Genomic DNA, 13,553 nt, shown 5'->3' with positions numbered 1-13,553 from the left:
GAGTCCGTGATGAGGAGACCCAGCCATGCAGCCCTTCGCGGAATCCGCCGCCCAGCTGTGCCCCTACTGCGGTGAGGAAGTGGAGGTCGCCGTGGACCCCATTGGTGTGGCCTCGGAGACGTACATCGAGGACTGCCCGGTGTGCTGCCGTCCCTGGACGGTGCAGGTGTCCCGCGACGAGGAGAGCTTCGCCGTGCACCTTGGTCGCGACGACGACTGAGGTGGCCTGGGGGGCAGGCGGGCGGGCGTGAAACGTGGCGCCGGTGAAGGCGCCGGGGCGTTGCTTGACACGTTCCGAAGCATGGTTCTCTTGAGTCTTGTGAGGCGGCGCTGGAGCTCCGGTGGGGGGCACCGCGGCGACCGCGAACCAGAACAACCCAGGCTCATTCATGCCGTGCGTCCGCGAGGACGTCACGAACAGGAGACGACCATGCAGACTCGCAATCCGTTCAACTCCGCCGTCGTGGTGAACCCGCTGATGCGCGATGTCGACGCGCTCTTCCGCGAGCTGACGCAGCCCATGTGGCGCCAGGCCCCGCGTGAGCGCACGCCGGCCGCGGACATCACCGAATCCGAAAGCGGCCTCACGCTCCAACTGGACATGCCCGGGCTGGAGGCGAAGGCCATCCAGGTGACGGTGGAGAAGGACATCCTCACCGTGCAGTCCGAGCGCAAGGCCGAGCCGCGCGCGGAGGGCGTCAACGTGCGCCGCCAGGAACGCGTCTTCGGGACGTTCGCCCGCTCCTTCGCGCTGCCTGACACGGTGGACGCAAGCCGGGTGGAGGCTCGCTACGAGCAGGGTGTGCTGACGCTGACCCTGCCTCGGCGCGAGGAGTCCAAGCCCCGCGTCATCGAAGTCAAGGTCCAGGGCTGAAGCCGCGGGCGCACACCGCGGGCCAGGGAGGTCACCTGCCTCCCACTGAAATCCCTGCCAGGGCTTCCGCGAGCAAGGCGGAAGCCCTGCCTGTCCTACCGCTTGGCGCTGAGCGCCAGCGGAACGCGGAACAGCTCCAGCACCTGCTGCACGTCCAGCGGCTTCGCCATGCACGCCAGCGCGCCGGCCTGCTTGGACTGCTCCACGACCTCGGGCGTATGCGCGGACGTCATGGTGATGAGCCGCACGCCCTCCATCTGCTTGCGCGCGCGGATGCGGCGGCAGACTTCCAGACCGTCGATGTCCGGCATGTTGAGGTCGATGATCATGCCGTGCGGCTTCTGCTCGGACACGAGCAGCAACGCCTCCACGCCGCTCGTCGTCGTCTGCAGCTCCACCTGGGCCGCGAACGGCTTGAACGCGCGCTTGATGGCGTCCAGCACCGGACGCTCGTCATCCACCGCGAGCAGGCGCACCGTGCCGCTGCCGAGCTCCTCGGGAACCGGCATCTGGTGGGTGATGAGGAACGTGCGCAGGTCCGCCGACCGCACGCGGCGGTGGCCACCCGGCGTCCTGAACGCCATCAGGATGCCACGGTCAATCCACTTGCTCACCGTGGACGGATCCACCTGAAGCAAACGACTGATGTCGTGCGTCGTGTAGAGCTGGTCCGTCATGGCCGTACTCCCCTCTTGCTGCATGATTCCGCTGCCCATGGAACTATTCACCTACCTTGAACACGGGTTTTCTTCAACCTCACAGAGTACCGCGCCTATCAGTCCCTCTCATCAGACCCACTGCGTCGTCCCAGCGGCCACTGGCCTTGAGACACAGCTCCACGAGTTCGCGAGCGGCCCCTCGGCCGCCAGGACTCTGGGTAACGAAGTGTGCCTCGCGGCGCACTTCGGGGACCGCATCCGCAGGACAAGCGGAAAGAGCCACCATTGAAAGTGGACCCAGGTCGTTGTGGTCGTCACCCATGTACGCGCAGGCGTCCAGGGGCACGTCCAACTGGGTGACCAGCTCTTTGAGCGCGGCCGACTTGTCACGGCGGCCTTGGAACACGGCCGCGAGGCCCAGCTCCCGCCCGCGCTTCTCCACGATGCCGGAGGTGCGGGCGGTGAGGATGGCGGCGGGCAACCCGGACAGCCGGGCCATGACGAGCGCATGGCCGTCCTTGACGTCGAAGCGCTTCATCAGCTCGCCGTCCTGGCCGTAGTAGAGGCCGCCGTCGGTAAGTACCCCGTCCACGTCGAAGACGAGCAGCCGCACGCGCGCAGCACGGGACATCAGCTCTTCCGTTGCCAGTCTGGAAGGGGCGTCCGTCACCATGGCTTGCTCGACTCCCTTGTTTGCCGACACATCAACCCGGCTCGTGTCCCAACACCCGGCGGATGCTCAGCACGTTTCGTACCACGTCTTCAAACATCTGTGGATTCAGCGAACAGGGACCGTCACACAGGGCACGATCCGGATCTTCGTGGACTTCCGTGAACAACGCGTCAATCCCGGCGGCCGCGGCGGAGCGGGCCAGCAGTGATACAAAGCGGCGTTCGCCCGCCGTCTCACCGTTTCCGGCGCTGGGGAGCTGAACGGAGTGGGTGGCGTCGAAGCACACGGCGAGGCCGGCGTCGCGCATCTGCGCGAAGCCGCGCATGTCCACCACCAGGTTGTTGTAGCCGAAGGTCGAACCGCGCTCGGTGACGAGCACGTTGGGGTTGCCCGCTTCGAAGGCCTTGCGCGCCGAGTGGACGATGTCCTTGGGCGCCACGAACTGTCCCTTCTTCAGGTTCACGCCCTTGCCCGTACGCGCCACGGCTTCCACCAGGTCCGTCTGCCGGCACAGGAAGGCCGGTATCTGGATGATATCCACAACTTCCGAGGCTGGCCCGACGTGACTCGTCTCATGGACGTCCGTGAGGACGGGAACGCCCACTTCATCCCGGATTCTCTTCAGGATTCTCAGGCCTTCCTTGAGACCCGGGCCTCTGAAGGACTTGCCGCTGGTGCGGTTGGCCTTGTCGTAGGAGCACTTGAAGGCGTACGGCACGCCGAGCCGGCCGGTGATTTCCTTCAGCATCCAGGCATGGCGCAGGGCCATGTCCTCGGACTCGATGCTGTCGGGGCCGGCGATGACGAACAGCTTCTGACCTTGGCCGACCTTGAAGCCACACAGCTCGATGGGGTTGGGGGCGCTCATTCCGTCACCTTGCCGGCCGCCGCGTTCGCGTCCCGCTGGGCGAGCGCCGCGCGGATGAAGCCGGAGAAGAGGGGGTGGGGTGCGAAGGGCTTGCTCTTGAATTCAGGGTGGAACTGGCAGCCGACGAAGTAGGGGTGGTCGGCCAGCTCAATCATCTCCACCAGGTTGAGCTCGGGGTTGGAGCCGGAGATGACCAGCCCCGCCTCCTGCAGCTTGCTGCGGTACGCGTTGTTCACTTCGTAGCGGTGGCGGTGGCGCTCCTGGATGGTGTCCTGCCCGTAGAGCTGGTGGGCGAGCGAGCCGGGCTTCAGCGCACAGGCGTAGCTGCCCAGGCGCATGGTGCCGCCCTTGTCCTGCACCTTCACCTGGCTCTCCATGAGCGTCACCACCGGGTGCGGCGTGTGCTCGTTGAACTCCAAGCTGTTGGCGGAGGACAGGCCCAGCACGCCGCGGCTGAACTCCACCACGGCCATCTGCAGGCCCAGGCAGATGCCGAAGAACGGCACCTTCTTCTCACGGGCGTAGCGCACGGCGGCGATCTTGCCCTCGGTGCCGCGCACGCCGAAGCCGCCGGGCACCAGGATGGCGTCCACGCCGGCCAGCAGCTTCTCCGCGCCCTGCTCTTCGACCTCCTGGCTGTCGACGAAGTGCAGGTTCACCTTCACGTCGTTGGCGATGCCGCCGTGCAGCAGCGCCTCGTTGAGGCTCTTGTAGCTCTCCGTGAGGTTGACGTACTTGCCGACAATCGCGATGCGGACCTGGCCGCGCGCGGGCTCGTACACCTTGCGGATGATGTTCTCCCAGCGCTCCAGGTGGGGCGCCCGGCTCCAGATGTTGAGGACCTCCGCGAGCCGCTCATCCAGGCCCTGGCGGTGCAGCTCCAGCGGCAGCTCGTAGGTGCTGCGCACGTCCGGCGACGTGAAGACGCTGCGAGTGTCCACGTTGCAGAACATGGCAATCTTGTCCTTCAGCTCGCGGGGCACCTCGCGGTCGGTGCGGCACACGAGGAAGTCGGGCTGGATGCCTATCTCCCGCAGCTTCATCACCGAGTGCTGCGTGGGCTTGGTCTTCACCTCGCCAGCCGCGCCGATGTACGGCAGCAGCGTGAGGTGGACGTAGACGACGTTCTCGTTGCCCACGTCGTAGCGCATCTGCCGGATGGCCTCGAGGAAGGGCAGCGACTCGATGTCGCCCACGGTGCCGCCCACCTCCACGATGACCACGTCCGCGTCCTGCGCCGCCTGGCGGATGCTGGACTTGATTTCGTCGGTGACGTGCGGAATCACCTGGACCGTCTTGCCCAGGTATTCGCCCCGCCGCTCCTTCATGATGACCGCGTGGTAGATGCGGCCGGACGTGAAGTTGTTGAGCCGGCTCATCCGCGCGTTGGTGAACCGCTCGTAGTGGCCGAGGTCCATGTCCGTCTCACCGCCGTCCTCGGTGACGAACACCTCGCCGTGCTGGAACGGGCTCATCGTGCCCGGGTCCACGTTGATGTAGGGGTCCAGCTTGATGAGGGTGACGGCCAGCCCACGGTTCTCCAGCAGGGCGCCAATCGAAGCGGAGGCGAGACCCTTGCCGAGGGAGCTGACCACTCCGCCCGTCACGAAGATGAACTTGGTTTTCTTGGAGCGCATGTCCCGTTCTGCCTACTGAGGCAGGGATGCGTCAATTATTCTGTTTCCGATGGACGGCCGCCCGCTGGGGCAGGCGCGGGCGGCGTCAGTTGCCGTCCCAAGCACCCGGCCGGGCGACCGCGAATTCCTGGGCGTTCGGCTGCCCGACGCGGAACTTGCGCAAATCGCAGTTTCGGCAGCTCCAGCCCTCCCAGCCCCGCTTCACCACCAGGTGCAGGCAGGCGTCATAGTTGGGGCAGAAGAGGTTGCGCTGCGCGTCCACGGACTCCTCGTCCCGGAGGGCGGTGGGCAGCGGGCTGGGGCATGGAGTGATGGACACGGCGGAAACTCCCGGATGAAACGTGTTGAGTCGGCCTCTCCCCCCGGCGCGCTCCGAACAGGAGGGGCGGTCTGGCATTCCCGAGCCGTCGCGAAAAGGCCCGTCCCCCTCGCGGGGAACGGGCCCGGAACTGCCAGCATCCGCCACCGCTTCGGAGCCTCTTCAGGCCCGCGAAGCGGAGGTGGACGCCTTGGAGTTGCTGTCGTTCAAGGCATCACCTCCTTTCGGAGCCCCAGACTTAATCGGGAGCCTGTGGGCGCGCCACTGTCGCGGGGTGCGTGGCGAGCGCCGTGTGGGCACCGGGCGTTCAAGCTGCGACAAACTGCCGCTCCACCAGGCGCCGGTACAGGCCCTCCTGGCTCATGAGGGAGGCGTGGGTGCCGCTCTGGATGACGAGGCCGCCGTCGAGCACCAGCACCCGGTCCGCGTTGGCCACGGTGGACAGGCGGTGGGCGATGATGAGCGTGGTGCGGCCCTTCATCAGGCGCTCCAGCGCGTCCTTCACCAGATGCTCGCTCTCCGCGTCCAGGGCGCTGGTGGCCTCGTCCAGGATGAGCAGGCGAGGGTCCTTCAGCACCGCCCGGGCGATGGCCACGCGCTGCTTCTGGCCACCGGAGAGCTGCACGCCGCGCTCGCCCACCTGGGTGCCGTAGCCTTCCGGGAAGCGCTCGATGTACGCGTGGGCGTTGGCGGCCCGGGCGGCCTCCTCCACCTGGGCGTCGGTGGCGCCGGGCCGGCCGTAGCGGATGTTGTCCGCGATGGAGCAGGAGAAGAGCTGGGGCTCCTGCGCCACCATGCCGATGTTGCGGCGCAGCCACTCCGGCTCCAGGGAGGTGAGCGGGTGGCCGTCCAGCAGCACCTCGCCGTTCTGCGGGTCGTAGAAGCGCGACAGCAGGGAGGCCAGCGTGGACTTGCCCGCGCCGGAGGGGCCCACCACCGCCACCACCTCGCCCGGCCGCAGCTCCAGGTCCAGGCCCTGGAGCACCGGCACGTCGGGACGGCTGGGGTAGGCGAAGTGCACGCCGCGGAACTGCACGTGCCCACGCAGGTAGGTCAGCTGCTCGCCGCCAGCGCCGATGGCGGGCTTGCGGTCCAGCAGCTCGAAGACGCGCTCGGCGGCGCCGCTGGCGCGCATGAAGTCCGCCCACAGCTCCGCGATGCCGCTGAACGAGAAGGCCACCAGCATGGTGTAGATGAGGAACGAGGTGAGCTCGCCCACGGAGAGGCCGCCTTCCACCACCAGCCGGCCTCCGTACCAGAGCACCGCGGCGATGGAGCCATACCCCGCGATGGAGGCCACGCCCATGAAGACGGAGGTCTGGAGCGCGCGCTTTTTCGCCAGCATGAAGGAGCGCTCCACGGCGACGCTGTAGCGCTCCACCTCGTGCCGCTCCGCGGCGAAGGAGCGCACGGTGCGGATGCCGGACAGGTCCTCCTCGGCCACCTCGCCGCTGGCGGCGAGCGCGTCCTGGGCCTGACGGGAAATCACCCGGACCCGGCGCCCGTAGAACACGCCGCCAATGGCCACGGGCGGGATGACGGCCAGCATCACCAGCGTGAGCTGGACGGACGTGTAGAGCAGCAGGCCCACGCCGCCCAGGGCCGTGACGACGTAGCGCAGCATCATGGACACGTTGGCCGTGACGGTGGTCTGCAGGACGGTGGTGTCCGAGGAGAGCCGGCTGGTGAGCTCGCCCGTGCGGCGCGAGTCGAAGAAGCCCACCTCCTGGGACAGCAGGGCGCGGAAGAGGTCCTTGCGCAGCCGCGACACCACGCGTTCGCCGGCGTTGGTGAAGAGGTAGATGCGCAGCGCCATGGCGATGCCCTGCACCGTGAACACGGCGAGCATCATCAGCGCGAGCCGGTCCACCACATACCGGTCGCGCGCGGTGAGGGCCTGGTCCACCAGGTCGCCAATGGCGCGGGGATAGGCCAGCGTGGCTCCGCTGCTGATGAGGAGGAAGAGGGTGCCCGCAGCCAGTGGCAGCAGTTCCGGGCGCGCCAGCTTCAGCAGGCGCCGGACGGTGACGCCAGGGGAGGCACTGCTTTTCGAATCGTTCGCGGGGGAAGACACCGGCGGAGACTAACGCGAGCTTCCAACCTGCGCACCGGACGCCTGCGTGTGCGTTGAAGCGGTATTAATCCTCTCGAAGCAAGCCACACGTCGAGTCAGGGGGAGTGCCATGGAGCAGCGTCCATTCGGAAGCACACGGGTGTCCGTGCCCGTCCTGGGCCAGGGGACCTGGCAGATGGAGGAGGACGACCGGGCAGGCGCCATCCGCGCCCTTCGCGCCGGGTTGGACCTGGGAATGACGCACGTGGACACCGCTGAACTGTACGGCCACGGCAAGGTGGAGGCGTCCATCGTCTCCGAGGCCATCGCGGGCCGGCGCGGAGACGTCTTCCTGGTGTCGAAGGTGATGCCGTCCAACGCTTCCTACGCGGGCACGCTCGCCGCCTGTGAGCGGAGCCTGAAGCGGCTGCGCACGGACCACCTCGACTGCTACCTGCTGCACTGGCCGGGTTCGCACCCGCTGGAGGAGACGGTGCGCGCCTTCGAGAAGCTGGTGGCGGATGGAAAGATTCGCGCCTGGGGCGTGAGCAACTTCGGGGTGGAGGACCTGGAGGAGGCGCTCGCGCTCGCGGGGCCCGGGCGCATCGCCTGCAACCAGGTGCTCTACCACCTGGAGGAGCGCGCCATCGAGCACGCCGTCCTGCCCTGGTGCGAAGCCCACGGGGTGGCGGTGGTGGGCTACAGCCCCTTCGGCAACGGCCGTTTTCCCCGGCCCGACAGCCGGGGTGGGAAGGTGCTGGGCGCCATCGCCCGCGCGCACGGCGTCACGCCGTACCAGGTGGCGCTCCGGTTCCTGGTGCGCGGGCCGTCGCTGTTCGCCATTCCGAAGGCGAGCCGGGAAGCCCACGCACGCGACAACGCCGCCGCCGCGTCGCTGACGCTGACCGCCGACGAGCTGGCCCACCTCGACGCGGCCTTCCCGCTGGGGCACGAGCCGGCGTCGCTGCCCGTCATCTGATGCCGGCGGCGAAGGCCTTGCGGAAGGCGGACACGGTGGGCTCACCCGGGCCCACTGTCACCGTGCCCGTCTCGCCCTCCACGGCGGCGCGGGTGTCGCGGCCCTTGAGGAAGCGCACGGTGGTGATGCGGCGGAGCACCTCGCGGCCCTGCTCCTGGGCCAGGGCGCGCAAGGCATGGCTGGTGACATTCACGGCGGACTCCAGCGCGCGGCGGCCCGGCTCGTCGTCCAGGCCCACCCAGTCCACCTCGAAGCGCAGGGGCTTGCCGCCCAGGGACGCCTCGCCCGGCCAGAACTGCTCGGTGAGGGCGTGGGGCAGCTTCTCCAGCAGCGTCGCCACGTCCTGCCGCGTGGGGTTGGGCCGTACGAGCTGCGTCAGCTCCAGCAGCTTCTCCGCGTTGCCTACCGCCACCGCCACCACCGTGGACAGGTCCACGTAGGCCACCGACTCCGAGCGGCGCAGCCCCTCCTTGCCCAGGGCCATCAGCACCGATTCGCGGGGCACGTAGTCCACCACCTCGCCCGTCATCGAATGACCGTGGGCCAGGTGGAGCGTGACGGTGATGGTGGGGACTTCTTCACCCGAGCGCGCCCGCGTGGCGAGCGTTCCCAGCTGCTCCAGCACCCGCTCCACCTTGCGCGACAACAGCCGCTGAACGCCCTCCATGTCCTCGTCCTCCTGCTGCTTGCGGGTCTCTTGCGCGCGCTGCGGTTTCGGAGGCGCGGGTGGTTTCGGGGCGGCTTCGGGCCGGGGGGCTTCCGCGGGAGCATGCTCCCGCGCCTCGGCGGCATGGGGCGCGCCCGCTGGGCCGGCGGCGGGGACCGTGGTTCCCGCTCCGGGCGGGGCGGAGGTGGCTGGCGCGGTCGTGGTCGCCGCGTCAGGCGCGGGGGGCTCCGCGCCCGCCTTCGCCGCGCCACCGCCGAACACGTTCTTGAGGAAGCCCATGGTCAGCCTCCCCGCGCGCGCATGAGGGCCTCCACCTTCTCCACGTCACCGGGGAGGTCGACGGCCACCGTGTGCGAGGTGACCTTCGCGCAGCGGATGGGGATGCCGTGCTCCAGCGCGCGGAGCTGCTCCAGCTTCTCCGCGTCCTCCAGCGGCGTGGGCGCCAGCTTCGCCAGCGACAGCAGCACCTCGCGCCGGTAGCCGTAGAGGCCAATGTGGCCCCAGCGCTGGACGGGCGTGCCCGGCTCGCGGGCGTGGGGGACCAGGCTGCGGCTGAAGTAGAGCGCGTCGCCGTTGAGCGCGAGCACCGCCTTCACCACGTGCGGGCTGGCGGCTTCGTCCGCTTCGAGCGGGCGGACCAGGGTGCCCATCCGCACGGACGCGTCCTGGAAGAGGCCCGCCAGCCGCTGGAGCGCGGCGGGGTCCACCAGGGGCTCGTCCCCCTGGACGTTCACCCAGATGTCGATGTCTGGACGGCCGAGCGCCACCTCGGCGACCCGGTCCGTCCCCGTGGCGCAGGCGGGGCTGGTCATCACCGCCTTGCCGCCAAAGCCCTCCACGGCGGCGCGAATGCGGTCGTCATCGGTGGCAACCCACACCTCGTCGAAGGCCTGGGCCTCCTGACAGCGGCGCCAGACGTGCTCAATCATTGTTCGGCCGGCGATGATTGCCAGCGGCTTGCCCGGGAAGCGGGTGCTGGCATGTCGGGCGGGAATGACTGCAACGGTCCGGCAAGATTGCATGACCCCTCCGTCTATCAGGTTCGCGACGATTGCCGGCCCCCGGGATTGGACATTCGCATCATGGGACACTGGCCAGCGCGGCTCCAGTGCCTAGCTTTGGTCGCAACATGAAGAAGGTCATTCATATCGTTGGGGCGCGTCCGAACTTCATGAAGGTCGCGCCCATCTATCGCGCCATCGCCGAGCGGACTCCCCTGGAGCAAATCCTTGTCCACACGGGGCAACACTACGACGCCAAGATGAGCGACGTGTTCTTCGCCGACCTCGGCCTGCCTGCCCCGGACGTCCATCTGGGTATCGGGTCGGGCAGCCATGCGCAGCAGACGGCACGCATGATGGTGGAGCTGGAAAAGGTTTTCCTGGCCCACCCTCCGGCGCTCGTCTCCGTGGTGGGCGACGTGAACAGCACCATCGCGGCGGCGTTGGTGACGTCGAAGCTGGGCATCCCCCTGGCACACGTCGAAGCGGGGTTGCGCAGCTACTCGCCACACCAACCGGAGGAGATCAACCGCCTCGTCACCGACCGCCTGTCGGACCTGCTGCTGACGCCGTCACGTGACGCGGACGCCAACCTGCTCAAGGAAGGCACCGACCCGGCCCGCATCCACTTCGTGGGCAACGTGATGATCGACTCGCTCTTCGCCTCGCGCGAGAAGGCCGACAAGCTGCCGCTGCTCAAGGACCTGGGGCTCATCCCCCACGGCTACGCGGTGTGCACGCTGCACCGGCCCTCCAACGTGGACGACCCCAAGATTCTGGGCGGCCTCCTGTCCGCGGTGGCCCACGTCGCCACGCGCCTGCCGGTCATCTTCCCGGTGCACCCGCGCACGCGGAAGGTGATTTCGGAGCATGGCCTGAACACGTGGTTCGAGCGCACGCCGAACCTGCGGCCCGTGGAGCCCATGGGCTACCTGGACTTCCTGGCGCTCACGTCGAAGGCGCGCCTGGTGCTCACCGACTCCGGCGGCCTCCAGGAGGAGACGACGGCCATGGGCATCCCGTGCCTCACCCTGCGCGAGCAGACCGAGCGCCCCATCACCGTGGAGGAAGGCTCCAACGAGGTGGTGGGCACCGACCCGGTCCGCATCCGTCTGGCCGCCGACCGCGTGCTGGATGGTGAAGGCAAGCAGGGCCGCGTGCCCGAGTTCTGGGATGGCCGCGCCGCCGAGCGCATCGCGGACCTGTTCGCGAGCTTCCTGGGCGTCGAGGACCGGCCGATTCAGGCGGCCTCGGCCTGATGGCAGATGATGGAGGGGGGCCCGGCACTGCGTGGGCCCGCCTGCTCGTCCATCCCCGTCTGTGCAGGAGGGCCCGCCGTGGTAGAGCGCCGGCAGGCCCATGCACAGCGCACCGCAGGAAGAAGCCCCCGAGGGCTACGTCGACATCCGCTACGTCGTCGAGCCGAACTACGCGGGTTGGCGGCTGGATGAGTACCTGGGTGAGAAGCTCCGCCGGATGACGCGGGAGCGGCTCCAGGGCGTCATCCTGAGGGGTGTCATCTGCGAGGAGCGGCGCCTGAAGCCGTCCACGCCGGTGTACCCGGGGCTGGCCTTCCGCATCCGCCGCCGCGCCAGCGAGGAGCCGGACACGCCCACGGAATTGCCCGTGGTGTTCCAGGACGACTGGCTGCTGGTGCTGGACAAGCCCGCGGGCCTGCCCATCCACCCCACGGCGCGCTACCACAAGGGCACCCTCGTCACGCTCCTGCGGGAGCGCTTCGGTGAGCGCTTCGCCGAGCCCGCGCACCGGTTGGACAGGGAGACCAGCGGGCTGGTCGTCTGCGGGCGCACCACGGAGTCCTGCCGGGTGCTGGGGCGGCTGTTCGTCTCGCGTGACGTGCACAAGGAGTACCTGGCGCTCTGCGAAGGGCACCCGCCCGAGGACACGTTCACCGTGGATGCGCCCATCGCGGAGGGCACCGAGCTCATCCGCATCGCCGTGCGCATCGACCCGGTGGAGGGCAAGGAGAGCCGCACGCGCTTCCAGGTGCTCCAGCGCTTCACGTGGGACGGCGCGCCCTTCGCGCTGCTGCGCTGCTTTCCGGAGACGGGGCGGCAGCACCAGATTCGCATCCACCTGCGCCATGCGGGCTTCCCGCTCGTGGGCGACAAGATGTACGGGCCAGACCCCGGCTACTTCGACCGCTTCAGCAAGCGCTGTCTGGAGCCCGAGGCGTGGCCGCGGCTGCGCCTGCCCCGGCAAGCGCTGCACGCCGCGCGCATCGCCTTCCCCCACCCGGGCTCTGGCCAGGCGGTGGCGTTCGAGGCGCCCCTGCCGGCGGACCTCACGGACTTCATCGAAGGCCGGCCCGTGGCCTTGCCGGCCTGAAATGCGAAGGCCCCCAGCCCGGAATGAAGCGGGCAGGGGGCCAGGGGCGTGAAGCCGGTGGTGACGTCAGGCGGTGAGCTTGCTGGGCTCGGCGTGTTGCTCGCCGAAGTCGCCGATGAGGTACTTGCCGGAGAAGCAGGCGGTGCAGAAGCTGCCGCGCTCCGGGTCGCCCACCGCGCGGCCCAGGCCTTCCTGGGAGATGTAGCCGAGCGAGTCCGCGGTCACGTACGTGGCAATCTCCTCCAGGCTGTGCGTCGCGGCGATGAGCTCCTGACGGCTCGGCGTGTCGATGCCGTAGTAGCAAGGCCACTTCGTGGGCGGCGAGGAGATGCGCAGGTGCACCTCCACCGCGCCCGCCGCCTTGATCATCTTCACGATTTTGCGGCTCGTGGTGCCGCGGACGATGGAGTCGTCCACCACCACCACGCGCTTGCCCTTGAGCACCTGCCGCACCGCGGACAGCTTCAGCTTCACGCCGAAGTGGCGGATGGACTGCTGCGGCTCGATGAAGGTGCGGCCCACGTAGTGGCTGCGGATGAGGCCCACGTCGTAGGGGATGCCGCTGGCCTGCGCGAAGCCGATGGCCGCCGGCACGCCCGAGTCCGGCACCGCGATGACCAGGTCCGCGGAGGGCGCCGGCTGCTCCTTCGCGAGCTGACGGCCCATTTCCTTGCGCACTTCGTACACGTTGCTGCCGAACAGCGTGGAGTCCGGCCGGGCGAAGTACACGTGCTCGAAGATGCAGCGCGCCTGACGCGGCGGCTCCGCGAAGGGCTTGCTGGTGCGCAGCAGCCCGTTCTCGATGACGAGCAGCTCGCCCGGCTCCACCTCGCGCACGATTTCCGCCTCGATGAGGTCCAGCGCGGTCGACTCGCTGGCCAGCACGTAGGCGCCTTCCTTCATCCGCCCCAGCACCAGCGGCCGGATGCCGTGCGGGTCCCTCACCGCGACGAGCTTGTTCTCCGTGAGCACCAGGAGGCTGTAGGCGCCCGTCACCTTGCGCAGCGCCTCCACGAGCTTCTGCTCGAAGGTCGCCTGCTTGGAGCGCGCCAGCAGGTGCAGGATGACTTCCGTGTCCGCGTCGGACTGGAAGATGGCGCCGTCGGCCTCGAGCTGCTGCTTCAGCTCGGTCGCGTTCACCAGGTTGCCGTTGTGCGCGATGGCGCACTGCCCGCCCGCGTACTGCACGAAGAGCGGCTGGGCGTTCTTGAGGGCGCTGCCTCCAGCGGTGGAGTAGCGCACGTGGCCGATGGCCGCCTGCCCAGGCAGGTCGGCGAGCACCGGCGCATCGAAGATGTCGGCGACGAGTCCCATCTGCCGGTGAGCGCGCAGCCCCATCCCGTCAGAGGCGACAATGCCCGCGGACTCCTGCCCGCGGTGCTGGAGGGCGTGCAGCCCCAGGTACGTCAGGTTGGAGGCCTCGGCGTGCCCCACGATTCCGAAGATGCCGCACATGGCGCGCTGCCTTACTCCT

The 13,553-nt window shown here is 68.8% G+C and carries 14 protein-coding genes; 5 read left to right on the top strand and 9 right to left on the bottom strand.

Annotated features, from left to right (window positions below):
* The first annotated feature begins 25 nt into the window (after positions 1-25).
* Together BLU09_RS02700 and BLU09_RS02695 are read left to right on the top strand one after the other, a co-directional pair.
* Positions 26-220: a CPXCG motif-containing cysteine-rich protein gene (locus tag BLU09_RS02700; RefSeq protein WP_011551211.1), complete on the top strand. Its 195-nt coding sequence runs from the start codon at positions 26-28 to the stop codon at positions 218-220.
* Between the two features lie 210 nt (positions 221-430).
* Entirely contained in the window at positions 431-874 is a 444-nt protein-coding gene (locus tag BLU09_RS02695; protein ID WP_090485018.1) for an Hsp20/alpha crystallin family protein, read from the top strand.
* A gap of 95 nt (positions 875-969) precedes the next feature.
* On the opposite strand, the gene BLU09_RS02690 is transcribed toward BLU09_RS02695, so the two are convergent.
* The 6 genes from BLU09_RS02690 to BLU09_RS02665 form a co-directional block, all read right to left on the bottom strand.
* Positions 970-1,590 (bottom strand): response regulator, encoded by a 621-nt coding sequence (locus tag BLU09_RS02690; protein WP_020478919.1) that lies wholly within the window; start codon positions 1,588-1,590, stop codon positions 970-972.
* Between the two features lie 40 nt (positions 1,591-1,630).
* The gene (locus BLU09_RS02685) at positions 1,631-2,206 is read right to left on the bottom strand and encodes a KdsC family phosphatase (RefSeq protein ID WP_090485016.1); all 576 of its coding nucleotides are present in this window, start codon (positions 2,204-2,206) and stop codon (positions 1,631-1,633) included.
* Positions 2,207-2,237: 31 nt separating this feature from the next.
* On the bottom strand, positions 2,238-3,074 hold the full coding sequence (gene kdsA, locus BLU09_RS02680) for a 3-deoxy-8-phosphooctulonate synthase (protein WP_011551215.1): 837 nt from the start codon (positions 3,072-3,074) through the stop codon (positions 2,238-2,240).
* Positions 3,071-4,711, bottom strand: a complete 1,641-nt coding sequence (locus BLU09_RS02675) for a CTP synthase (RefSeq protein WP_090485014.1) — start codon at positions 4,709-4,711, stop codon at positions 3,071-3,073. The genes kdsA and BLU09_RS02675 overlap by 4 nt, the downstream gene beginning before the upstream one ends.
* Before the next feature lie 85 nt (positions 4,712-4,796).
* A complete protein-coding gene (locus tag BLU09_RS02670; protein ID WP_020478920.1) occupies positions 4,797-5,030 on the bottom strand; it encodes a hypothetical protein in 234 nt (77 codons plus the stop codon).
* Between the two features lie 307 nt (positions 5,031-5,337).
* Complete coding sequence (locus BLU09_RS02665) at positions 5,338-7,104, bottom strand: ABC transporter ATP-binding protein (protein WP_090485012.1); 1,767 nt, start codon at positions 7,102-7,104, stop codon at positions 5,338-5,340.
* 109 nt (positions 7,105-7,213) lie between these two features.
* Here BLU09_RS02665 and BLU09_RS02660 point away from each other — a divergent pair, with 109 nt between their 5' ends.
* Positions 7,214-8,062, top strand: coding sequence for an aldo/keto reductase (locus BLU09_RS02660; protein WP_090485010.1), 849 nt, complete (start codon positions 7,214-7,216; stop codon positions 8,060-8,062).
* On the opposite strand, the gene BLU09_RS39785 is transcribed toward BLU09_RS02660, so the two are convergent.
* Positions 8,055-9,008 carry a hypothetical protein gene (locus BLU09_RS39785; protein WP_090485008.1) on the bottom strand — a complete coding sequence of 318 codons (954 nt, stop codon included), beginning with the start codon at positions 9,006-9,008 and terminating at the stop codon, positions 8,055-8,057. The genes BLU09_RS02660 and BLU09_RS39785 overlap by 8 nt on opposite strands.
* Positions 9,009-9,010: 2 nt before the next feature.
* A complete protein-coding gene (gene kdsB, locus BLU09_RS02650; protein WP_090485006.1) occupies positions 9,011-9,751 on the bottom strand; it encodes a 3-deoxy-manno-octulosonate cytidylyltransferase in 741 nt (246 codons plus the stop codon).
* A 107-nt stretch (positions 9,752-9,858) separates the two neighbouring features.
* Between kdsB and wecB the strand changes: the two genes are divergently transcribed.
* Complete coding sequence (gene wecB, locus BLU09_RS02645; RefSeq protein WP_090485004.1) at positions 9,859-10,989, top strand: non-hydrolyzing UDP-N-acetylglucosamine 2-epimerase; 1,131 nt, start codon at positions 9,859-9,861, stop codon at positions 10,987-10,989.
* A gap of 100 nt (positions 10,990-11,089) precedes the next feature.
* Entirely contained in the window at positions 11,090-12,079 is a 990-nt protein-coding gene (locus BLU09_RS02640; RefSeq protein ID WP_090485002.1) for an RluA family pseudouridine synthase, read from the top strand.
* Positions 12,080-12,145: 66 nt separating this feature from the next.
* On the opposite strand, the gene purF is transcribed toward BLU09_RS02640, so the two are convergent.
* Positions 12,146-13,534 carry an amidophosphoribosyltransferase gene (purF, locus tag BLU09_RS02635; protein ID WP_222595291.1) on the bottom strand — a complete coding sequence of 463 codons (1,389 nt, stop codon included), beginning with the start codon at positions 13,532-13,534 and terminating at the stop codon, positions 12,146-12,148.
* Positions 13,535-13,553 lie beyond the last annotated feature (19 nt).

The sequence above is a fragment of the Myxococcus virescens genome (genome assembly GCF_900101905.1).
GTDB classification, from domain to species: domain Bacteria; phylum Myxococcota; class Myxococcia; order Myxococcales; family Myxococcaceae; genus Myxococcus; species Myxococcus virescens.
This window is presented reverse-complemented; position numbering and strand designations above follow the sequence as displayed.